Below are 22,680 nucleotides of genomic sequence, written 5' to 3' on the forward strand. Positions count from 1 at the left end.
AGCTGGGTACATACCGACTCATAAGCGGCTGCTTCCACATGACCTTTGGTCACATCTACCCCTTCAGGATGAATGCCAAATACTTTCTCAGCATCTTCTTCATTGCCCAGGATGACATCGCAGCCTTCTACCAGCTCAGGCATTACTTCAGAGGCTTTCTTGCCGTATTTCCAGAGGTTTTTGCGGTAGTTGAGATCAGTAGAAACAGTGATACCTTTGGCATTGGCAGCTTTGACCCCTTCCAGGCAGACATCGGCAGCTCCTTGAGAAACAGCAGGTGTGATGCCTGTCCAGTGAAACCATTCAGCACCTTCCAGGGCTTTGACCCAGTCAATCATGCCGGGCTGGATTTCAGAAAGGGCAGAGTTGGCTCGGTCATAAACGACCTTGCTACCACGGGTAACTGCTCCGGATTCCAGGAAGTAGATCCCCAGGCGATCGCCTCCAAAGGCAATGTGGTCAGTGCCGACATTGTATTTTCTAAGAGTAGAAAGCGCGGCAGCACCAATATCATTATTAGGTAAGCGGGTGATAAACTGAGGTGACAGGCCATAGTTGGCCAGTGAAACAGCGACATTGGCTTCTCCACCACCGTAGGTAGCTTCAAACTCAGTGGCCTGGATGAAGCGCAGGTAGCTGGGGGTAGCCAGTCGCAACATGATTTCTCCAAAAGTGACTACTTTTTTACTCATAGGTCTAGCAGGATGTGATTAGTGTTTACTTAAATTTTATCTGAAAAAATTAATCAAAAGCAAAAAATGCTTTTGCATTGTTGTAGCATATGTTTTCAACGGTTTGCCCCAGCAATTCCATATCATAAGGCAGTTCGCCATTGACTACATCGTTGCCGAGCAAGTTACAGAGAATTCTGCGGAAATATTCGTGTCGTGGATAAGAAAGAAAACTTCTGGAATCAGTAAGCATGCCTACAAAACGACTTAATAGTCCCAGGTTTGAAAGGGCATTTATCTGCATTTCCATACCCTCTTTCTGATCCAGAAACCACCAGCCCGATCCAAACTGCATTTTGCCGGGAGTGGATCCATCATTGAAGTTGCCGATCATGGTGCCTACCAGATAATTATCTCTGGGGTTAAGGTTGTAAATGATCGTTTTTGCAAGCTGGTCTGTAGCGTCAAGTTTATCAAAGAAACGAGACATGGGTGTACCGATACGATAGTCACCAATAGAGTCAAAGCCGGTATCAGGGCCTAATTCCCGCATCATACGGCTGTTATTATTACGCATTGCACCCACATGAAACTGTTGCGTCCAGCCTTTTTCATGATCCATGATAGCCAACTGATACAAAATAGCTGACTTTAACTTAAGTATAGCTGATTCATCAAGTGCTTTGCCTGATCTTACTTGCTCAAAGTATTTTTCAACCTCTTCATTTGAATAATCTTCAGCAATGAAATTGTTAATGCCATGATCAGAAAGCCTGCAACCTGCTTTAGCGAAAAAGTCGTGCCTTTTTTTCAGCGCATCCAGTAAATCCTGATAACGGCTGATGCTGGTATCTGAAGCTTGTTCCAGTTTACTCAGGTAATTATTATAAGTCTCAGGATCATCAACGGTCATAGCTTTATCAGCGCGGAAAGTAGGCAGGATTTTAATTTCAAAACCGTCTTCTTTAAGCTTCGCATGATGCTCAAGACTATCAGTAGGGTCATCAGTAGTACATACTACCTTTACATTCATTTTTCTGAGGATGTTTCGCGTACTCATTTGATCATCCTGAAGCTGCTCATTGCACTGATGATAAATTTGCTTAGCGGTATTACCGTTTAGCAGTGTATCAATGCCAAAGTACCTTTGCAGTTCAAGGTGTGTCCAGTGATAAAGTGGGTTGCGAAGTGTATAAGGGACTGTTTCAGCATAGTGCAAAAATTTCTCATAATCATCCGCATCACCAGTACAGTATTTTTCATCTACACCATTGGTCCGCATGGCACGCCATTTATAATGGTCGCCATACAGCCAGATTTCAGTTAAATTTTTAAACTTCTTGTCGGCAGCAATCTGGTCAGGGGGCAGGTGACAGTGATAATCAATGATTGGCGTATGCTCAGCATGCTTTTCAAATAACTGTTGAGCGACTTCTGATTGCAGTAAAAAATCTTTATCTAAAAAAGCCTTCATATGTCAATTTTCGTAATAAGTGAAGTTATGCAATAGGTTGCATTACAAAACTAATAATAATAATCACTTTTCATGCATGTCTACTTATCTTCTTAGGAATTTCAAATGATATATGAATAATTGAAAAATCTCAAGTCAAGAAAGTGGTTTTTCTGTCAGTATCGGATTGAAATTCTCTCTAGTTTCAAAGGTATTGGATAATAAAAATTGCAATAACTTCGTAACCTCATTGATTGTACGCGCAGGACGCTGCTTATAATCTTTTTCATAAGCAGATATATATACTCCTTGCAAAATGTTAATTTGAAATACTCCCTCATTGCTAAGTTTTACCTTTACCGGAATAATTTGTAATGACAAAGAAAAGTCAAACACAGAAGCTGTATGAAAAGCTAATTTAGCCACACTTTTATCTGCCTTTGAAGAAATAGCATAATCGGAATTGGAAAAAAAAACGAGTGTTTGGTTTCTTGTAATCAATTCTCTGGGAACTTTCCAAATTGAATTTAAGTGTGCTCTAGGGTTTGAAACTTTCCTGACTGAATGTAATTGGTGAATATGTAAAACTTTATAAAATGATGATTTAAGAAAGCTTTCTTTCTTTTGGGTGGGAAATATGAATCTGAGAGAGCCGGGAAGTTTTGCAGTTAAATATAAAGCAGTTCTCACTATTTCACGAGTATCACAAACTAGCATGAAAGGAGTATGGGAGGGTAGAGTCTCCGGAGAGCTTATCTTTACCTTAGGTTTAAAGAGGCGCATGTAGCAGCGAAGAAAGATACCGATAGTGCTATAAACCATAGTGGAGGAAATGACTAAAAAGGATGTCAAATATACTGATTTTCTCCATAGATTAAAGATTGTCATCATATTGAGGTAAAATGCATAGGGCTGCAAAACTTAGCTTTGCACTAATGGCTATTTTTTGCAAATTGGGAGCGTTTTTGATAATGCTAAACTAACAAACGCCTAATCTTTACTTATGAAAAAGCACACTTATGTGATCACAATCACTTTTATAGCAGCGCTGGGAGGTTTCCTCTTTGGTTTTGACACTGCTGTAATTTCCGGGGCTAATCCATTTATCCAAAAATACTTTCAACTTGACTCTGTATCCCTTGGCTGGGCAGTTTCAAGTGTAATCGTAGGCTGTATCATCGGTGCTTTTTCCGCAGGTTTTACCAGTGACCTGTTAGGAAGAAAGAAAGTGTTGATTGTAACTGCCGTTCTTTTTACCCTCTCCGCCATTGGTACTGCGCTCGCAACCAGTTTTACCTTTTTTGTCTTTGCAAGAATTCTGGGAGGGATAGGAGTAGGAGCAGCCTCCGCACTTTCACCCACTTACATTGCTGAGATTTCACCAGCGGATCGCAGAGGCAGGCTGGTTTCTATTAACCAACTCACCATTGTAATCGGTATTCTAGTAGTGTACTTTACCAATTTATTGTTTGCAAACTCGTTTGGAGATGAAAGCTGGCGTTATATGCTGGGTAGTGAAGCCATACCTTCCACTTTATTTTTCATTTTACTCTTTTTTATTCCTGAAAGCCCACGCTGGCTTTACAAAAACAATCAACCTGAAAAAGCTCGTGAAGTGCTCCGCAAACTTGAAGGAGAAGGCCAGGTAAAAGAAGAGCTTAAGGAAATTGAAGAAACGCTGCATAATCAGCATGAAAAAGTTGCCTTTGGAGATTTGTTTAAAGGTAAGATGAGTAAAATCATGATGGTTGGAATTGTATTGGCGATGTTACAACAGTTGGTAGGTATCAACGCTATTATTTACTACGCTCCTAATATTTTTGCCAGCGCAGGTGCCGGTTTGGAATCAGCTTTGGCTCAAACTGTGGCAATAGGTGCTGTAAATCTAACTTTCACGTTCGTTGCCATCTACCTGGTAGATAAAATTGGTAGAAAACCTCTGTTATTGGCAGGTTCAGTAGGGATGACAGTTTCTCTAACTTTCCTTGTTTTTTCTTTTTTATCAGATGCTCCGGGAGGTTATGGCGTGCTGTTTTCTATTTTAGGATACATTGCTTCATTCGCAGCTACCCATGCAGCGGTAATGTGGGTAGTAGTTTCTGAAATATTTCCCAATAAGTACCGTGGGTCAGCTATGTCAGTTTCGCTGTTTCTGCACTGGAGTTCAACTTATCTGGTTACGCAAACCTTTCCCTGGATGCTGGAGAACAAAGGCGGTGCATTTTCCTTCGGGATCTTCGCGATCATAAGTGCCTTAAGTTTTGTTTTTGTTTGGTTCTTTGTTCCTGAAACCAAAGGTAAGTCGCTGGAACAGATTGAGAAGGAACTAGTGTAAAAGTAGGAGGATAGAAGTAGGAAGTGAGCTTCTGACTTTTAGTTTCAACCTTCCTTTAATTCAAAATGATGTTTTGTTCAAAATAATAAGCTATGAAACCACTTTGGGGTGTTGATCTTGGTGGAACCAAAATAGAAGGGGTAGTCCTGAAAAGTGTAGATGACCCGGAGGTAATTCTCAGAAAAAGAATACCTACTGAACAAGCTAAAGGATACGAGTATATCATTTCCCGTATCAAAACCTTGCTGGATCAGATGGCTGAAGAGTCTGGTATTCATCCTGAAAAAATCGGAATAGGCACTCCGGGAACGGTAGACCCTTTATCGGGATTGCACAAAAACAGCAATACGACCTGTCTCAATGGTAAACATTTTCATGAAGATTTAGAGCAGGCACTCAAACTCCCGGTCACTATGGCAAATGATGCCAACTGCTTCGCTCTGGCTGAGGCCCGTATGGGTGTGGTAAAAAAAGAAATGCCTGAAGCCAATGTTGTATTTGGCGTTATCATGGGTACCGGCGTTGGTGGTGGGATAGTGGTGAACGGAAAAGTACTCAGAGGCAGACAGGGAATATCGGGGGAGTGGGGCCACAATTTTCTTGACGAATCCGGGGGAGTGGCCTACACCGGACGCAAAGGGGTAGTGGAAACCATACTTTCCGGACCTGCCCTTGAGAAATACTACAATTCACTTACAGAAGAAAAAAGAACTTTAAAAGAGATCTATCAACGTTTTCAGGAAGGTGGCGATGAGGCGGCAGAAAAAACCATGCATCGGCTTACCCATTTCTTTGGTTTGGGAATTTCAGTAGTGATCAACCTGCTTGACCCGGATGCCATTGTATTGGGGGGAGGCGTAGGGAATATAGATTTGCTCTACAAAGAAGGAGTAGATGCTGCCCGTAAATTTGTGTTTAATGACCGACTGGACACCAAGTTTTTTCGTCCCGCTTTGGGAGATAGCGCAGGCGTTTTTGGAGCTGCGATCTTAGCCGAATAATACTTAAAATAGTTTGCGCAAATGTGTGCTTTTCATTTGCGCAAACAAAAATCAGATATCAATTTCCACCTCTCTTTTTTCACGGTTACTCTGCTCTGCAATTTCTATCATACGGATAACATGCATGGCTTCCTCTGCTTTTACCAGCAAAGGTTCACCTCTATTGATCGCAGCAGACAGGTTATCATAAAAGAGATTATAATTACCCTTTTCAGATTCTATCTCACCTCTAAAATGCAAACCGTCAATTTCTGTATCCAGCATTCCCCAGATTTCGGGTGGCTCCGCTCCCCAATCATCTCCCTGAGGTAGCTGACCTGCTTTCAGACAATCTTCCTGCGTATCCAGCCCGTACTTGGTGAATGTTCCCAGGTTACCCAAAATTTTATAGCGTGGGCCTTCATCCCTTACCAGGTAACTGGATTTGAGCACTACCTGAAATGTGGCATAACTCAAAATCAGATGGTAAGCATCATGAGCTTTTCCTCCTTCTCGCTGTATTGAAAGTTTTGCAGACAGACTTTTGGGTAAACCAAAAAGCGTAAGTGCCTGATCTATCATGTGCGATCCCAGGTTAAACAATATTCCTGATCCTGGACCACTTTCTTCCTTCCATGTGTTGGCCTGAATGAAATTGCGGTAGCGGTCGTAATGTGCTTCATACTCTACCAGATAACCCAGCAGCTTACTGTCAATTACTTTTTGAACCGTCAGAAAATCACTATCCAAACGTCTGTTCTGGAAGACTGTCAGAAGCTTTCCTTTGTCTTTCGCAAGTGCAATAAGCTTTTTTGCATCTTCGCTGGTATTGGTAAAAGGTTTTTCCATGACTACATGCTTACCTGCATTCAGGGCTTTTTCTGCCATTTCGTAATGCAATGGATTGGGGGTATTTACTACCACCACATCAACCTGTTCATCATTCAGAATTTCCTCATATTTTTTTACCACTGTAACATCAGGATACCTTTCTTTTGATTTGTTACGGTTTCTTTCCAGTACTTTATAGAGTTGAAAGTCAGGATGAACGGCCAGCAGTGGCGCGTGAAAAACTTCTCCTGACATGCCATAGGAGGCAAGCGCTACACGAATCATAGGTTTAGTTGTTTTGGTGTTGTAAGACAATGATATAAAAAATTGATTGTAACATGAAGTTTATGTTTGCTTAAGCGCTTATGCTTTACTAGTTTTCAGCTATACTTGTTTTAAGATTACTATGCAGCGCCTAAAAAGAAGAGAGTTTTTACAGCAGGGAGCAACCATTGCCGGTCTGGCTCCTTTTGCCGGTTCCGGTTTTTTCAATGCCTTCAGTCCTAAAAAAGAAACAATTACGATACAAAAAATCAGCGCGAACTTTGAGCGCGAACCGCTGGCTACTCCTTACGGCTTTAAGGGAGGATATATGACCAATGTGTGGCAAACTATCGCTGGTATGGAAGACCAGAGAGGCACCTTCCGGATAGGTTTAGGAACTCAAAATACACTTTGGAGTGATGCAAGGGTATTCGCCCAACATTCTGAAAGCGGGGGTAATGCGCTGATGTTTGCAATCAGTGAATATGCGCTACAGTTGGCCAAGGGAAAAAGCTTCTCCTCACCGGTTGCCCTGTTAGATGAAATTTTAGACGATGTATATGCCTATGGCAAAAAAATCACGGGTTTATCTGATTTGAGGAAAACCTTTGTATTGAATGCGCTGGTAGGCTTTGACAATACGGCCTGGTTGCTGTATGCGGATGCCAACAATATCACTAATTTTGACGACCTGATTCCTGAACAATATCGTCAGGGGATGTCAGAGCATCATGAACATGTGATTAGTGTGCCTTCTTTTTCCTTTGCTACACCAGTTGCTCAGATGAAAGAACTCGCCGATCAGGGGTACTTTTTTATGAAGATCAAACTGGGGCATCCCGGTGATCAGGAAGAGATGCTCAAACAGGATATGGCCAAACTTACTGAGATTCATAAAGCAATTGGGCATGGTGAAACCCAACATACGGCTAATGGCAAGATTCCATACTACTTTGACATGAACGGACGTTACCAAAACAAAGATACGCTGAAGAGGCTCTTGGATCATGCCAAAAAAATTGGTGCTTTTGATCAGATCGTAGTGGTAGAAGAACCTTTTCCGGAGGAATACCGCGCGGATGTAAGTGAAATTGAAGCACGTTTGGTCTCTGATGAAAGTGCGCATACCGATAAAGATGCTGAAGAGAGAATAGAAATGGGCTACAAAGGAATAGCGTTAAAGCCAATTGCAAAAACGCTGAGTATGACTTTTAAAATTGCTCAGTTGGCCTATGAAAAAAATATTCCCTGTCTTTGTGCAGATCTTACAGTAAACCCGGTTTTGGTAGACTGGAACAAAAATGTTGCCGCCCGTTTGCCAACATTTCCTGGCTTCGCCGGAATGAATGCTATGGAAAATAATGGCCATCAAAATTACCGCGACTGGCAGGAAATGGTGGGATATTTACCCTATCCAAATGCAGATTGGGTGCATGCCAAAAATGGATTATTCCCTACAGGAAAAGAGTTTTATGCCAAAAGCGGAGGTATCTTTCAGCAGTCAGAGCATTATTTAAACTTGGTAAAGCATGGGTAGATGCCATATATTTGTATCCTGGCATCGTAGCTAGTTACGCTTGATAAAACTTAAATTATTTACAATACTCAACCTTCTAATTTAAAGACAATGAAAATCACAAATTTTTTTTCTCTTGCTTTTGCAGCTACTTTTTTGGTTTCATGCGGAAGCGGGAGTCAGCAGAATACTGAGAGCGAAACAGCAGAAGCTGAATCTGTAAGTGCCAGCAGTAATGAAAGTGTAGAAGATAATACGCTTAGCAGTGAGGAGCAGCAAAATGGTTGGAAGCTGCTTTTTGATGGAAGCTCATTAGAACACTGGAGAGGAGTGCATCAGGAGAAATTTCCAGAACAGGGGTGGCATGTTGAAGATGGTATGCTGGTAGTAGAAGCAGCATCGGGGGCCGAATCTGGTAATGGAGGCGATATCGTTACGATGGATGAGTACACCGACTTTGAATTTGAGTTGGATTTCAAAATTACCGAAGGAGCGAATAGCGGTATTAAATACTACGTTACGGAACAGTACAATTCCGATAAATCAGCCATTGGTTTAGAATATCAGATTCTTGACGATGATGTTCATCCTGACGCTAAAAAAGGAAATAATGGTGGTGGTACCCGTACCGTAGCTTCACTGTATGATTTAATTGCTGCCCCGCAATCAAAACCTATTAATCCTGTGGGTGAATGGAATCATGCCCGTATTGTTTCTAAAGATGGGCAGGTAGAGCACTGGTTAAATGGTGAAAAAGTGTTGGAGTATGACCGCTTCAGCGAGGAATTCAAAGAAAAAATCAACAATAGCAAGTATAAAGACTGGGAAGGGTTTGGCGTTTGGGACAGTGGACATTTGCTTTTACAAGATCATGGTAATCTTGTTTATTACAAAAATATCAAGGTAAGAGAACTGCCTGCTTCCTAAATCCTATTGATCATTAAGGCATGGTAAGTTGAGATTAACTTGCCAGCCTTAATTTTTTTTGCCATGAAAACAACTTTTCTTTACCTGAGTCTCACCCTTTTTCTCTTCTACAACTGCCAGACAAATACCTCAGATGCTGATCATGAGCTGGATGAAAAGTCGTCTGATATTAAGAACGGAGTGAGTTTTGATCAGAACGAAGCCCAGCAAATAGTAGAAGTCAGCATAGATGGTGAGCCATTTACGACTTATCATTATGATGCCGAACTAAAAAAGCCAGTACTATTTCCTATAAAAGCAGCTAATGGTGTTACCGTCACCCGTGGATATCCTCTGGAACCCAGGGCAGGGGAGCAGGTAGATCATCTTCACCATGTAGGCCATTGGATGAATCATGGGGTCGTAAATCAGGTTGATTTTTGGGCTAGTACTGCCGAAACTCAAAGTACTGTTGATAAAGTTTATGGTTCAATTGTGCATCGTGGATTTGAGGACATGGAGGAAGGAGAAAATGGCAGTCTTACTTATATCGCCGATTGGATTAGCGATGAAGGCGATACATTACTAGTTGAGGAAACCCGGTTTGTATTTAGTGGAGAAGAACATATTAGAACTATTGACAGACTCACCACGCTTACTGCACAAAATGAAGCAGTAACCTTTGAGGATTCTAAAGAAGGCATGATGGCATTTCGGGTGGCGCGTTTTATGGAGCAGCCCTATGATGAACCTCAGAAACTTGTTGGAGAAAATGGCAGAATCAATGAGGAAGAAATAATTGATAATACTGAGGTGAATGGAATGTACTACAGTAGTGAAGGGAAAGAGGGAGATGCAGTTTGGGGTACACGTGCCAAATGGGTAATGCTTAATTCTGATCAGGACAGTACGAATTATTCAGTTACCATTATGGATCATCCTTCAAATGTAAATTATCCTACTCACTGGATGGCGAGAGGTTACGGTTTGTTTGCAGCAAATCCACTGGGAAGTGCTGCTTATACGGAAGGTGAAGAGCAGCTGAACTTCCAGTTAGCCCCTGGAGAGTCAACTACTTTCACTTACCGAATTATCATTCATAACGGTGAAAAATTAAGCACCGAAAATCTTAACAGCATGTATACTGAGTTTGAGGAAAGTTATTAGAGTTTAGTTTAGATACTTTTCTTTGATGAATTTAAAGTTTTCCTGCGCAGTTTTTTTTATCAAAACCTCAGTCAGGCAGGCATAAGCTTTTAACTTTTGGAGGTCTCTGTCAGCGATATTTGCACTCAATACGATTATTCTGGTCATCTGATTACTTTTAAAAAAGATGGTTTCGTATAAATGTAAGAAATCAAATCCGTCATAATCTGGCATGAGCAGATCACATATGATGAGATCTGGAAATTCTTCTGGCAGAAGATCTTCCAAATACCTAATTGCTGATGATGCGTCAGTGATGATTTGTAAATCAAATTGTGGATAATTCATTTTTATCCATTCAGACACTAAAAAATTATTAATTTCATCATCATCAATCATTAATATTTTCTTTGTAGGTATCATGATCATAGTATTAAAAATTACAGCGACATTAGCTTGCTTTTGCAGCTGTATAGTATTTTATCACTATGTATAAATGCAAAAAATACACAAAGCGGGAAGGAATTTGATTAAGTAGAAGAAAATAATTAAGATTTTATTTAACCAGAGAGTTATTTTTTTGGATTAAACTTATCACCTGCATATTAAAGTGATAAACACTATACAGTTTTTAAAAAAACCATAACAAAACAGCTTATCGCTAATTATCATCAAACTTTAGGCATGAATATCACTTTTTTAGACACCAAAACTGTGGGAAATCTCCCCAATTTGAACAATTTTGAGGAATTCGGGACATATACAACATACCTAACTACCCAGCCCTCTGAGGTAAAGGAGCGACTGAAGGGACAGGATGTGGTGATCACCAACAAGGTGACGATTACAAAAGAAGTGATGGAACAATGCCCTGATCTCAAACTCATTTGCGTGGCTGCCACAGGTACCAACAATGTAGATATGGCTGCTGCCAAAGACTTAAATATCATTGTCAAAAATGTAGAAGATTATTCTACTTCAAGTGTGGCTCAGCATACTTTTAGTATGATCTTAAGCCTGCTCAACCAGCCTGCCTCCCATGATGATTATGTGAAATCAGGAGCTTATAGTGATGGTGACATCTTTACTTATTTGGGTTTACCTTTTTGGGAATTGCAGGGGAAAAGGATGAGCATCATCGGGCTGGGAAACATCGGGAAAAAAGTTGCCTCTATTGCCGATGCATTTGGTTGTGAGGTTTGTTATTATTCCAGCTCTGGCGTAGATCGTCATCCAATGTACAATAGGCTTGAGATCAATGAGCTGATGAAAAGTTCAGATATAGTTTCTGTACATGCCCCCCTGAATGATGCCACACGCGACCTGATCAACTATGATAAGTTGAAAATGATGAAGAAAGATGCCATCCTGATCAATACGGGTAGGGGAGGCATCATTAATGAGTCAGATTTGTGCAAAGCATTGGATGAAGAATTAATAAGAGGAGCTGCAATTGATGTATTCAGCGAAGAACCAATAACAAAAAATCATCCTTTCACCAGGCTCAAACATCCTGAGAGAATTTTGCTTAGCCCACATGTTGCCTGGGCAAGTATTGAAAGCAGAACCTTACTCCTGGATAAAGTATATCAGAACATTAAGGCATACCTGCAGGATCAACATTAGGACGGTGCCTGTCGTACAGACTAAGCATCTCTTTGATTCTACGTGCCTGTTTTCCATCAGCCTGCTCTGGTTTCATTCTCCATAGCCAGTTACCATTGGCCGTGGAAGGAACGTTCATGATAGCCTCTTTTCCCAAACCCAGAAAATCCTGCATGGGTATGACGCAGAGTTTTCCTACCGATGACATCGCAAGGCGAACCAGATAATTTGCTGCGTTTTTTTCATTTACCGTACGGTTGATGTATTTGCTGAAGCTTTTTTGCTCTTCAGCAGAAGCTTCGGTGAACCAACCCAGGCTGGTATTATTGTCATGGGTCCCGGTATATACTACAGCGTTTTGGATGTGATGATGAGGAATATAAGTGTTTTGCGGCATGCCTTCCCCAAAAGCAAAAAGCAGAACTTTCATTCCCGGAAGCTGAAATTGATCCATCAGGTCATAAACTGGCTGGTCAATGTCGCCCAGATCTTCAGCGATGATTGGTAAGTCAGGATATTTTTTACTCAGTTTTTTGAAAAACCTCCGGCCCGGTCCTTTTTTCCAGTTGCCATTGATCGCCGTCTTTTCTCCGGCAGGAACTTCCCAGTAAGCAGAAAAAGCACGAAAATGATCAAGCCGAATCAAATCAAACATTTTAAGATTATGATCTATGCGGTCTACCCACCAGTCGTAATTTTGTTTTTTTAGCTTTTTCCAGTCAAATACAGGCATTCCCCACAATTGCCCAGTCTCGCTGAAATAATCCGGAGGAACACCGGCTACCGCTTTCGGGGACTTATCATCGTCTAATTTGAATATTTCGGTATGCGCCCATACATCCGCGCTGTCCTGTCCTACATAAAAGGGCAAATCGCCAAAAAACATAATTCCGCGATCTTTGCAGTACAGCTTGAGGGTTTCCCACTGCTGAAAAAAGACAAACTGAAGAAATTTCTCTTTTAGGATTTCCTTCTTCAGTTTTTTTCTAAACTTCTTCAGGCTTTGCTTATCTCTGTCTCTTAGATCTGCCGGCCAGTTATACCAGGCTTGAGCGCCAAAAAAATTCTTAATGGCCATGTAATCTGCAAAATCTTCCAACCAGTATTCGTGCTCATGGCAAAACTTTTTGAATAATCCACTTTGTCGGGGAGAGGCATTTTTGATAAAAGATTGATAAGCCTTATCCAGCATTTCTTTTTTAAGCTGGATTACCTTTTCAAACTCCACTTTACTATCATTAAACTTAATTTTATGCTCAATATCTTTTTCGCTTAGGTAACCTTCATCCAGGAGCAACTCCGGGCTTATGAGCATGGGATTACCGGCAAAGGCAGATAATCCGCTGTAGGGAGAATACCCACTGTCCCCTTCCACCGGGTTGAGAGGAAGTATTTGCCAGTAAGTAAGACCAGACTGAAGCAAAAAATCAGCAAACTTATAGGCCTCAGGGCCTAGATCTCCTATTCCGTAAGCAGAAGGTAAGGAAGTAATATGCAGGAGTACCCCGCAGTTTCTATCTTTTAACATAGTTTATTCTTTGATCAGTAATGCTACAGGAAAATCTTTCAGAATATCAGCGACCGTAGCATGCTCATTTAGAATCATTTTTTGGTTAGTAAATTGATGATGCCATTCACCAAGTGCTTCACCTAAATTTAGTGTACACTCACCCCAGCAGCTTTTACCAATAGGTAGATGATTTTGCGTATTCATACTGCGAATATTGATAGGCACCAGTATTAGTGCTTCCCCCTGACTGGTAACTCTGCGGAAAGTGATCAGGTGATTTGTATAGCTTTCACTTACTTCCACAGCTTCATATTTGCCTTCATCAAAAATAGGTCGGTACTGTTGCCGCGAATTAAGTGTCTGATACAAGACAAATAGTTTAAGAGTGGGGTTCAGCAAATCGTTCGTTAATTCTTCAAGCAATGTCTCGGCCTGATTTTGCCATTTAGCCTCCAGCTGACTGAAGTTTTTATCCCTTTCCGCATAGTTGACCGGCCTGCGATTATCAGGGTCAACCATGCTCAGATCCCAGTATTCAGTACCCTGGTAAATATCCGGAACACCAGGTACGGTCAGCTTCAAAAGTGTTTGTCCGATACTGTAAATCGCGCCAGTCAGGGCAATGTCTTTTGCAAAAGAGGAAAAGTCCTGCATGAATGCCTCACTCTCTAAGGCCTGCTTAGCAAAGTTCAGAAATGCGTTTTCATATGCCTCATTGGGGTCAGCCCAATTCGTATGTACTTTTGCTTCGCGAATGGCCTTTTGGAGATAAGCTTCCAGCCGTTGAGCATAATTGTCTTCCTCAGCAGAAATATGGAATGGATAAGTACCGAGTAAAGTTTGGTAGAGAAAGTACTCGTCATTTTTATCAGGAAATATTGCATTTGCTTTTTTGGAATGAAATTCCTGGTTCAGTTTCCTCCATTTTTCTACACCTTCATGCCATGTCTTGGGTATTTCGCTCAGCACATTAATGCGCATACGGGCATCTTCACCCCGCTTGGTATCGTGTGTGGCGGTAGTGTTCATGCTATGTAAGCTCCGCTCTTTCACAAGTGAATGAAGCTTTTCAATGCTGATTCCCAGGTGTGCCGGAGCATCGCCCACTTCATTATGTGAAATCAGAGGGAAATATTGATAGAAAGTAGTATCTTCTACTCCTTTGGCTGCCAAAGGTCCGGTAAACTGCTGAGAACGCATGCAGAAAAATAATTTATCAGCATTCGTTTTTTTATCTCTGTCATCTACGCCATTATAAATTTCCTGTAGACGCTGGAAATAAACTTTCAGATCGGGTGCTTCAGCTTGAGCCTTTTCAAAAGTATTTTTCAGTAATTCCATTTCTTTTTCTGAAAAGGGATAATCTCTGGCATAGATACGGTAAACCGGAAAGGCGATAAGAAAATGCCCCAGTGCTTCTTTGAGTTTGGATTCGTCTTTTACGGTGTCTTCATAAGGTATGATATCAAGCTTTTGCATAAGTCGGTAAAGATTCTCCAACTCACCGAGCATTCGCTTATTGAGGATAAAGCTTTTGTTTTGATAAACCAGCTTTTCATATGCTAAGCCCTCAATATCTTTTTGGTACTGCCTGAGTAGCTTATCTCCGCCATCTTTATGGGTAAATGCCTGATTGGAAATAGCCAGATAATCATAACCGCTGCTTCCCTGAATGGGCCAGAATTCCGGCATTTTTTCTTCTCCTTCCAGTATCTTTTCTACGACAATATAAACATCATCACCCAACAGACCTCTCAGGCGTTCCAGGTAAGTAGTAGGGTCAAGCAGTCCATCCACATGATCTACCCTGACGCCTTGAATTAAGTCTTCATCTATCAGGTTCTTGATAAATTGATGATAATCATCAAAAACCTGCTGATCCTGCATGTTCAGACAAATCAGGTCATTTACGGTAAAGAACCTCCGGTAATTTATTTTTTGCTCAGTAATCTTCCAGTGACATAATCTGAAATACTGCTCTTCCAGCAAATTACTAAGCTTCTGCTGATCACTATTAATTTGGTCAGCAACAGCTTGTAAAGCTTCCTGCACAGACTGATGCTTTTTACTTAGCTTCATCAATGCATCCTTACAATCTTCCCAGCCTTCAACACTTTGCTCTTTATCAGATAGCGCTTGAATATAATCTTTCAGCCTTTTGGTCAGCGAAAAATACTCCTTAATAAGGGTCTCATCTTTGACTTGTTTGCTAAGCAGATCAGAAGCATGGGTAGTAAGTAATTCATAACTACGCATGCTGACAGGAAAGCTATGAGCGTAATACTGGATAGAGAATCCATGATCAGCCAGTTTGAGCTGGATTTCGCCAGCATCTAAAACAGATTCCAGAGGACCACCGAGCGTAGGGACCATCAACTTTCCGTAAAATTTCTCATCAGGATATAACCAGTTGATGTCAAAAAAGCGATAGTAGCGAGAGTGGGGGCCTTTTTCTAACACATCAAATATCCATGGATTCTGGGAAGAAAAAGCCATGTGATTGGGTACTATATCCTGAAGCCATTGCATGTTGCGGGCTTTCAGTTCACGACTGATATCCTGAAACTCTTCCAGTGTACCAATCTCTGGATTGATACGTAAAGGATCCAGTACATCATACCCATGCATACTCCCTGGGGTAGCTTTAAAAAATGGAGCAGCGTAAATAGTAGAAATGCCCAAGCGGTCCAGATAAGGAATAATTTCTTTCAGATGCTGAAATGTAAAATCCTTATGGAGCTGTACCCGATAGGTAGCTCTTGGTAAATGCATAGCTTAATATAATTTAGGTTAAAAAATTTGGTTAACAGCTATTTTGATACTGTAGCCACCAGTGGTTCTTCAGTTATAGTAATATTCAGATGGGAGAAAAGTTTGTAAAAATTATCAATCCACAGTTTTGCATCTTCATCTCCCAATTCACTTCTTTCCTGATAGTTCTGATAGTTTTTTCCCTGTACCTGAAAAGCAATATTCTGAGCCTGCCAAAGATCAGGTGTAAGCTGTACCTTTTGCGTGGCTTCCATAAACTTGGCAATTTTGCGCATTAAGTGTACGTCTTCAGGAGAATTTTTAAGTCTGCTCATTAGGCTATTGATTTTTTGCTCAGCCAAAAAATCCAGTCCGACTTTGTTTACCTTAACTTCCAGCCTTTTAAAGCTTTCTACAATTGCGTTAAGTTCTTTGTAGTCAATATCATCCTCCCTGAAAATTTCTTCCAATTTAGCATTGACAGTAAAATCACTACAGAATTTGAGCGGTGAGGGAGGCGTTAATCCCAGCTCTTTCATCGCCTGCATGAGCGAATAGTTATTCTCATAAATGGTGGAAAAGCTGCTTTCTATGGATTTCATCGTATGGCCCATCACTTTGTCCAGTATCTTCTTCTGATCTTCTTTGAAAAGATGCCAGAAAGAATAATTATGGCTGCCAAAGTGTTTGTCCATCAGTACCACTACTTCGTGAACACGACTTTTTTCAAATGCATCACGTATTTCTTCCATCATACTTTCGTAAGATGTTTCGTTATTGAATTCTCGTACCCCCCCAAATAAATGGTGATCTCCCAGGTGGAGAATGGCGTAGCTGATCAGGTTTTCTTCCCAGGTTACTTCAGAAGTAAGTTTGGCTTTACCGATTGCCAGTGAGTATTTCCCGGCTTCGTAAAACTCATAATGTTTTGAGTCAACATCAAAGCTGTACACTCTTGACTTTTCTGGATACTCAAAAAAGAGCGAGGAAATAGCAAAATGCGCACCCACTCTGTGCATATCCACGATGGAGGGCTTTACAAATTTATCATAAGCAGCAGCGGCATGTCCATACTCAGGTAGATTACTGGGACATTTTTCCAGGAGCTTGATAAATTGTTCTTCATACTTTTTACCATTCAGATCCTCCGCCAGCTGAATTGCTCTTGCTGCGTAGAGAATATCCTGGAGGGTCTCAATGCCTGTCACCTCATCAAAAAACCAGCCACAGCTGGTATACATCAGCATGCAGTGATACTGAATTTCCATTAGTTTAAAGAACTTAATCTGCTCCGCATGATTGAGCTCTTTTTTAGCATGAAATTTCATGAACTTTTCGGTGTTCTCACGCGAACGGTCCAGGATTACCTCAATATATGCATTACGCACCTCCCAGGGATCTTTTACCAACTCATGCATCTCTCTTTCGTAAAAATCTATCATTTCATCTCTGAGCCAGTCAAAAGCTGCCCGTAGTGGCTTCCGCCATTTCTGATGCCAGTTGGGGTGACCACCGGTGTTACCTCCTCCATCCTCAGACCAGCGTTCCAGATGTGGTGTGCTACTCCAGGCGGTGTTCTCAATGACCTGAGCTTCATACTCGGGAGGAAATTTTTCCAGAAACTCACCGTAGATAGTGAGGTTGGCTTCCTCGTAATTTTCTATATGGTGCAGGCAGTAGGAAAGTCCCATTTCTCCTAACCGATGGTGGTGCCCATACGTTTCCCCATCCGTAGCAATGTGCATGAGCTGGGGAGCATTGCTTTCATCCTGCATGTCCAACTGACCGGTAAGGCGATCCGCGAAAACTTTACCATTGTTAAGCAAGCCCTCAAAAGCAATACCCTGTGAGACAGGCCCATCATAAAAAAACAAATTGATGCTTTTGCCTGAAGGCAATTTACAGAGGTAGGGTCGGCGAGGGTCAACTCTGGCACCTGTTACCTCTTTCCATTCCTTATCACCGATCTTCCTGACACCCTTGGCCTGGTAAGGGGAAAGTATGGTAAACTTGATGCCGTATTTTGCCAGCACCTCCAGCGTATCAGTATTTACAGCGGTTTCGCTGAGCCACATACCTTCGGGCTTGCGCTTAAAACGGTGTTCAAAATCTTTGATCCCCCAGATCACCTGCGTTACCTTATCTCTTTCATTGGCAAGCGGCATGATGATATGGTTGAACGATTGAGCAATCGCCGATCCATGCCCGGAAAATCTTTTCTGGCTTTCTTTGTCAGCCTCCAGAATAGCCTGGTAGGTTTCGGAGTCTCTGTTCTTCATCCACAGCATCAGCGTGGGGCCGAAGTTGAAGCTCATCCTGCTATAGTTATTGACAATATCAACGATTCTACCATTTCCATCCAGAATACGTGCAGCAGAATTACGGGAGTAACATTCGGCAGAAATACGCTCATTCCAATCATGAAAAGGATAAGCCGAATCCTGAACTTCAACAGTATTAAGCCAGGGATTTTCACGGGGGGGTTGATAAAAATGGCCGTGAATACAAACAAATTTATTTTTACTCATATGTGTGGTTATCTAATCTTGATAATGGAAGCAGTATAATTTAAAGCTGAATATTGGATAATACGATCACAGAATTGGGTCTGATATTGATCGGATCATTTCCATTAATTTCTAAAGATGTATTATTATGGGAGCCCAGCCAGTTTGAAGTTGAAGAATCCAGAAGATATTTCAACTTCAGATTACTTTTCAAGTTATAAGTAGTTTCTTTTTTGTCAAAATTCATCATAGCCATGAGATGCTGGTCCTGTTCATCATGTCTGTGCATAAGGATGAGCCCAGGTTCAATAAGTTTAAAATTACTATACGTGCGCTCCGTCATTTTCATCGCAGGATGCTGCTTACGGATTTTGATTAATGCCTGGTAAAATTGAAACATTTTTTGGTGCTTCTGCTCTTCCAGATTCCAACTCAGTGTAGAATCCCTGAACGTTTGTTTGGACTGAGGGTCAGGGGTTTCCAGTCCTTTCTTTTGAAAATAAGCGAACTCACTTTTCCTTCCCTTTCTTACAGCCTCCACCAATTCCGTATCGGTGTGACTCACAAAATACTGAAAGGGTTTTTCTTCGGCATACTCTTCTCCCATGTACAGCATAGGCACATAAGGAGAGAGCAATACAGCGGCAGCTGAAAGTTTTAGAGCCTCATAAGAAATCAGTTGGCTCAGACGATCACCCATCATTCGGTTACCAATCTGGTCATGGTTCTGGCTGAATACCACGAATTGATGAAAAGGATTTTGCTCAGCGCTATTGCCAAAGGTCTTTTTTCGGTGTGGAGAATATATTCCATCGTACACAAAGGTCTTGTCAAAAGCTTTAACAAGATGGCTCAATTCTCCAAAGTCACTGTAATAACCATCTTTCTCATTAGTAACTACAGCGTGTAGCGCATGATGAAATTCATCAATCCACTGACCTGTCAGATTATAACCTCCTTTGTCAGTAGAATTGATATAGCGTACATCGTTTAGGTCACTTTCAGCAATCAGTGTCAATGGTCGTTGCAGCCTTTGCGCCAAAGTATTCACCTCCTTAGAAAGTTCCAGGAGAAAATGTCGTGCCCCAAAGTCTTTAATGGCATGCACTGCATCCAATCTCAAACCATCCAGATGAAAATTATCCAGCCACATCAATGCGTTTTGGAGGAAAAAAGAGCGTACTTGATCAGCATATGCATCATCAAAATTAATGGCTTTACCCCAGGGTGTACCGTATCTGTCCGTAAAATAGGGGCCGTATTCAGACAGATAATTCCCCTCTGGCCCCATGTGATTGTACACTACGTCCAGCAATACGGCTATTCCTTTCTGGTGGCAGTGATTTACAAGTTTTTTAAAACCATTGATGCCTCCATAAGAATCCTGAGTGGCAAAGGGAAATACGCCATCGTAGCCCCAGTTTCGGGAACCGGGAAACTGTGAAACAGGCATAATTTCAAGGGTATTAATTCCCAGTGATAGTAAATAATCCAATTTTCCGATGATATCTTCAAATGTACCATTATCAGTAAATGTCCCTACGTGAAGCTCGTAGATGATCATTTCTTTCATGGGTAAACCTTGCCATTCATCGTCAGTCCAGTTAGAATACTTGCGATCAACTACCTCACTGGGACCGTGAACACCTTTAGGCTGACTGAGTGAAGCAGGGTCAGGACGCTTAACCTCTCCATCAAGTTCAAAAAAATAAAGATCTCCTAAGTCAACATCAGGCACATTGGCTTCCCAATACCCTTTATCATCCATTTTGAGTTCTACTTTGCGTGCCTCGTTAATAATTACATTTACCTGCTTGCGATGAGGTGCCCAGACTGAAAAATTACAAGAATTGGCCTGGTAAAAAGCACCGACTAGCTTTTCCATAAAAAAATCTGATTTTGAAGAATAAAAAGTTCTAAAAGCTTTATAACTCTAATGTAAGTTGTGAAATATACGTATGATTAATAACTTAAGAAGCATAAACTCTTGTTCACTAATATTTTTTTATCATATTAGGAACCATGTAATAAAATCTATAAACTTGATCAATTTGATGTGTCATGCACATCTATAGGTTAGAATTCCCGATGAATTCTTATATTTTTAAGACCATAGGAAATAAAATAGGATAAGCTTCATGTATGAATAACAATCTTGTGGATAGTGCTGTTTAGGTAATATTGCAGAGATTTTTTTATTTTTTTTATAACTAATCAATCCAAAGCGCTTTGCAAAATATACAAGGAAGACAAAGAGTTGTCATTGAACATCTCACACCCCAAGTAGAAAACGGTCAGTTTCCAGCAAAAAGATCACTTAGCGAACCCGTTGAAGTTCAGGCAGATATATATTCTGATGGACACGATGTGGTCAAAGCCATTTTGCTGTACAAGCATGTGGACGATAAGAAGATGCATGAAATGTCGATGAACTTCATCATCAACGATCGTTGGAAAGCGAGCTTTACTCCGGAAGTCACAGGGTTTTATGAATACACCATATTAGCCTATGTTGATCATTTTGCTTCTTGGCAATACGGTATTCGGAAAAAGTATGAGGCCCAGCAGGACATCCATGTTGATTTACTGATTGGTGCTGAAATGCTGGAAAATACTGCCAAAAAGGTGAAGGGAGAATCCAAACATCAGCTCAACGAGTGGGCAGAAAGGCTTAGAAAACATGACCATCAGGACTTTATTGATCAGGCAGTGGAGCTAGCCTTAAGTCATGAAGTTACTGAATTGATGGACAAGCATTATGATAGGTCTGACGCTACTACTTATCCTGAAAAACTAAAGGTTGAAGTTGAACGCAATAAAGCAATCTTTAGCACCTGGTATGAGTTGTTTCCCCGATCAGCAGCGGCCGAACCAGGCAGACACGGAAATTTCCATGATGTGGTAAAACTTTTACCCGAAATTCAGGGAATGGGGTTTGATGTGATTTATCTGCCCCCTATACATCCAATTGGAAGGAAATTTCGCAAAGGCCTGAATAATGCTCTCAATGCAAATCCCGGTGATCCGGGTTCCCCCTGGGCTATAGGAGCAGAAGAGGGCGGTCATAAAGCCATCCATCCTGAACTGGGAAATATGGATGATTTTCAACATTTGCTTAGAGAAGCAGAAAATCATGGTATAGAGATCGCATTAGATATTGCTTTTCAGTGTTCTCCCGACCACCCATATGTGAAGGATCATCCTCAATGGTTTAAATGGAGACCAGACGGAACAGTACAATATGCAGAAAACCCACCAAAGAAATATCAGGATATCCTTCCCATCAATTTTGAAAATGATGATTGGCAAAACCTTTGGGAGGAGCTGAAAAGTGTAATCCAGTACTGGGTAGATCACGGCGTAAAAATTTTCAGAGTGGACAACCCCCATACCAAATCATTTGCTTTCTGGCAATGGGCTATAGGTGAAATCCGGTCTGCCCATCCTGAGGTCATATTTTTGGCAGAAGCGTTCACCCGTCCAAGAGTGATGGAAAGGCTAGCTAAAGCAGGCTTTAATCAATCCTATACCTATTTCACCTGGAGGAACAATCCCTGGGAGATGCGGGAGTACATGAAAGAGCTAACCCAGGGGCCGTTGAGAGATTATTTCAGACCCAACTTCTGGCCCAACACACCAGATATATTGCCTCCGGTACTTGTACATGGGGGTGAGGCAGCTTTTATAATGCGGTTGATACTGGCAGCTACGCTCTCCTCAAATTACGGACTGTATGGTCCGGTTTATGAGTTCGGACTGAATACTCCTTACCCTGGCAAAGAAGAATATCTGGATTCGGAAAAGTATGAAATCAAACATTGGGAGTGGCATAAGGAAACTCGTATCAAGGAGATCATTACCCGAATCAATAAGATCAGAAAAGAAAATCCTGCCCTTCAGCATACATATAATATTCATTTTGCTGAGTCAGGCAATCCCAACATACTGTGTTTCGGTAAGTACGATGAGAAAAACAAAAACACGATTATCGTGGCCGTTAACATGGACCCCTACAACAGACAAGGAACTTCGGTAAAGATACCTGTTGAAGAAATAGGAATTAATCTGCATGCACCCTACACGGTGTATGACTTGTTAAGTTATAGTCGTTACACCTGGCATGGCGACTGGAACTATGTGGAATTAGACCCTTATCAAATGCCGGCACATGTATTTAGAGTTGAACAATAATTAGTATTACACAA

General features: G+C 41.3%; 16 protein-coding genes. 7 read left to right on the forward strand and 9 right to left on the reverse strand.

The annotated features are described in order from the left end of the window. The 3 genes from WJR50_RS23220 to WJR50_RS23230 form a co-directional block, all read right to left on the reverse strand. Positions 1-692: PfkB family carbohydrate kinase (locus WJR50_RS23220; protein ID WP_341295688.1), on the reverse strand; the 692-nt coding region annotated here is incomplete at its 3' end. 49 nt (positions 693-741) lie between these two features. Then, on the reverse strand, positions 742-2,145 hold the full coding sequence (uxaC, locus tag WJR50_RS23225; protein WP_341295689.1) for a glucuronate isomerase: 1,404 nt from the start codon (positions 2,143-2,145) through the stop codon (positions 742-744). A 135-nt stretch (positions 2,146-2,280) separates the two neighbouring features. Next, positions 2,281-2,907 (reverse strand): hypothetical protein, encoded by a 627-nt coding sequence (locus WJR50_RS23230; RefSeq protein ID WP_341295690.1) that lies wholly within the window; start codon positions 2,905-2,907, stop codon positions 2,281-2,283. 220 nt (positions 2,908-3,127) lie between these two features. Between WJR50_RS23230 and WJR50_RS23235 the strand changes: the two genes are divergently transcribed. Beyond that, positions 3,128-4,459 carry a sugar porter family MFS transporter gene (locus WJR50_RS23235; RefSeq protein ID WP_341295691.1) on the forward strand — a complete coding sequence of 444 codons (1,332 nt, stop codon included), beginning with the start codon at positions 3,128-3,130 and terminating at the stop codon, positions 4,457-4,459. A 92-nt stretch (positions 4,460-4,551) separates the two neighbouring features. Then, the gene (locus tag WJR50_RS23240; protein WP_341295692.1) at positions 4,552-5,460 is read left to right on the forward strand and encodes an ROK family protein; all 909 of its coding nucleotides are present in this window, start codon (positions 4,552-4,554) and stop codon (positions 5,458-5,460) included. Between the two features lie 51 nt (positions 5,461-5,511). On the opposite strand, the gene WJR50_RS23245 is transcribed toward WJR50_RS23240, so the two are convergent. Beyond that, positions 5,512-6,555, reverse strand: a complete 1,044-nt coding sequence (locus tag WJR50_RS23245; RefSeq protein WP_341295693.1) for a Gfo/Idh/MocA family oxidoreductase — start codon at positions 6,553-6,555, stop codon at positions 5,512-5,514. A 121-nt stretch (positions 6,556-6,676) separates the two neighbouring features. Between WJR50_RS23245 and WJR50_RS23250 the strand changes: the two genes are divergently transcribed. From WJR50_RS23250 to WJR50_RS23260, 3 genes are all read left to right on the forward strand, one after another. Next, a complete protein-coding gene (locus WJR50_RS23250; protein ID WP_341295694.1) occupies positions 6,677-8,071 on the forward strand; it encodes an L-alanine-DL-glutamate epimerase in 1,395 nt (464 codons plus the stop codon). Between the two features lie 90 nt (positions 8,072-8,161). Then, on the forward strand, positions 8,162-8,977 hold the full coding sequence (locus WJR50_RS23255; RefSeq protein ID WP_341295695.1) for a 3-keto-disaccharide hydrolase: 816 nt from the start codon (positions 8,162-8,164) through the stop codon (positions 8,975-8,977). A 63-nt stretch (positions 8,978-9,040) separates the two neighbouring features. Then, positions 9,041-10,123 (forward strand): DUF6807 domain-containing protein, encoded by a 1,083-nt coding sequence (locus WJR50_RS23260; RefSeq protein ID WP_341295696.1) that lies wholly within the window; start codon positions 9,041-9,043, stop codon positions 10,121-10,123. 3 nt (positions 10,124-10,126) lie between these two features. Here WJR50_RS23260 and WJR50_RS23265 read toward each other — a convergent pair whose 3' ends face one another. After that, positions 10,127-10,525 (reverse strand): response regulator, encoded by a 399-nt coding sequence (locus WJR50_RS23265; protein WP_341295697.1) that lies wholly within the window; start codon positions 10,523-10,525, stop codon positions 10,127-10,129. 261 nt (positions 10,526-10,786) lie between these two features. Between WJR50_RS23265 and WJR50_RS23270 the strand changes: the two genes are divergently transcribed. After that, positions 10,787-11,728, forward strand: a complete 942-nt coding sequence (locus tag WJR50_RS23270) for a D-2-hydroxyacid dehydrogenase (protein WP_341295698.1) — start codon at positions 10,787-10,789, stop codon at positions 11,726-11,728. Here the strand turns inward: WJR50_RS23270 and malQ are convergent. The 4 genes from malQ to treZ are packed head-to-tail and all read right to left on the reverse strand — an operon-like array spanning position 11,700 to position 20,360. After that, positions 11,700-13,235 (reverse strand): 4-alpha-glucanotransferase, encoded by a 1,536-nt coding sequence (gene malQ, locus WJR50_RS23275; RefSeq protein WP_341295699.1) that lies wholly within the window; start codon positions 13,233-13,235, stop codon positions 11,700-11,702. The genes WJR50_RS23270 and malQ overlap by 29 nt on opposite strands. A gap of 3 nt (positions 13,236-13,238) precedes the next feature. Continuing rightward, positions 13,239-15,989 carry a malto-oligosyltrehalose synthase gene (gene treY, locus WJR50_RS23280; protein WP_341295700.1) on the reverse strand — a complete coding sequence of 917 codons (2,751 nt, stop codon included), beginning with the start codon at positions 15,987-15,989 and terminating at the stop codon, positions 13,239-13,241. A gap of 38 nt (positions 15,990-16,027) precedes the next feature. Beyond that, positions 16,028-18,496: a DUF3536 domain-containing protein gene (locus WJR50_RS23285; protein ID WP_341295701.1), complete on the reverse strand. Its 2,469-nt coding sequence runs from the start codon at positions 18,494-18,496 to the stop codon at positions 16,028-16,030. A gap of 40 nt (positions 18,497-18,536) precedes the next feature. Beyond that, complete coding sequence (gene treZ, locus WJR50_RS23290; RefSeq protein WP_341295702.1) at positions 18,537-20,360, reverse strand: malto-oligosyltrehalose trehalohydrolase; 1,824 nt, start codon at positions 20,358-20,360, stop codon at positions 18,537-18,539. A 344-nt stretch (positions 20,361-20,704) separates the two neighbouring features. Here treZ and WJR50_RS23295 point away from each other — a divergent pair, with 344 nt between their 5' ends. After that, complete coding sequence (locus WJR50_RS23295) at positions 20,705-22,666, forward strand: alpha-1,4-glucan--maltose-1-phosphate maltosyltransferase (RefSeq protein WP_341295703.1); 1,962 nt, start codon at positions 20,705-20,707, stop codon at positions 22,664-22,666. Positions 22,667-22,680: the final 14 nt, after the last annotated feature.

The organism is Catalinimonas locisalis (genome assembly GCF_038039535.1).
In the GTDB taxonomy this organism is placed as follows: domain Bacteria; phylum Bacteroidota; class Bacteroidia; order Cytophagales; family Cyclobacteriaceae; genus Catalinimonas.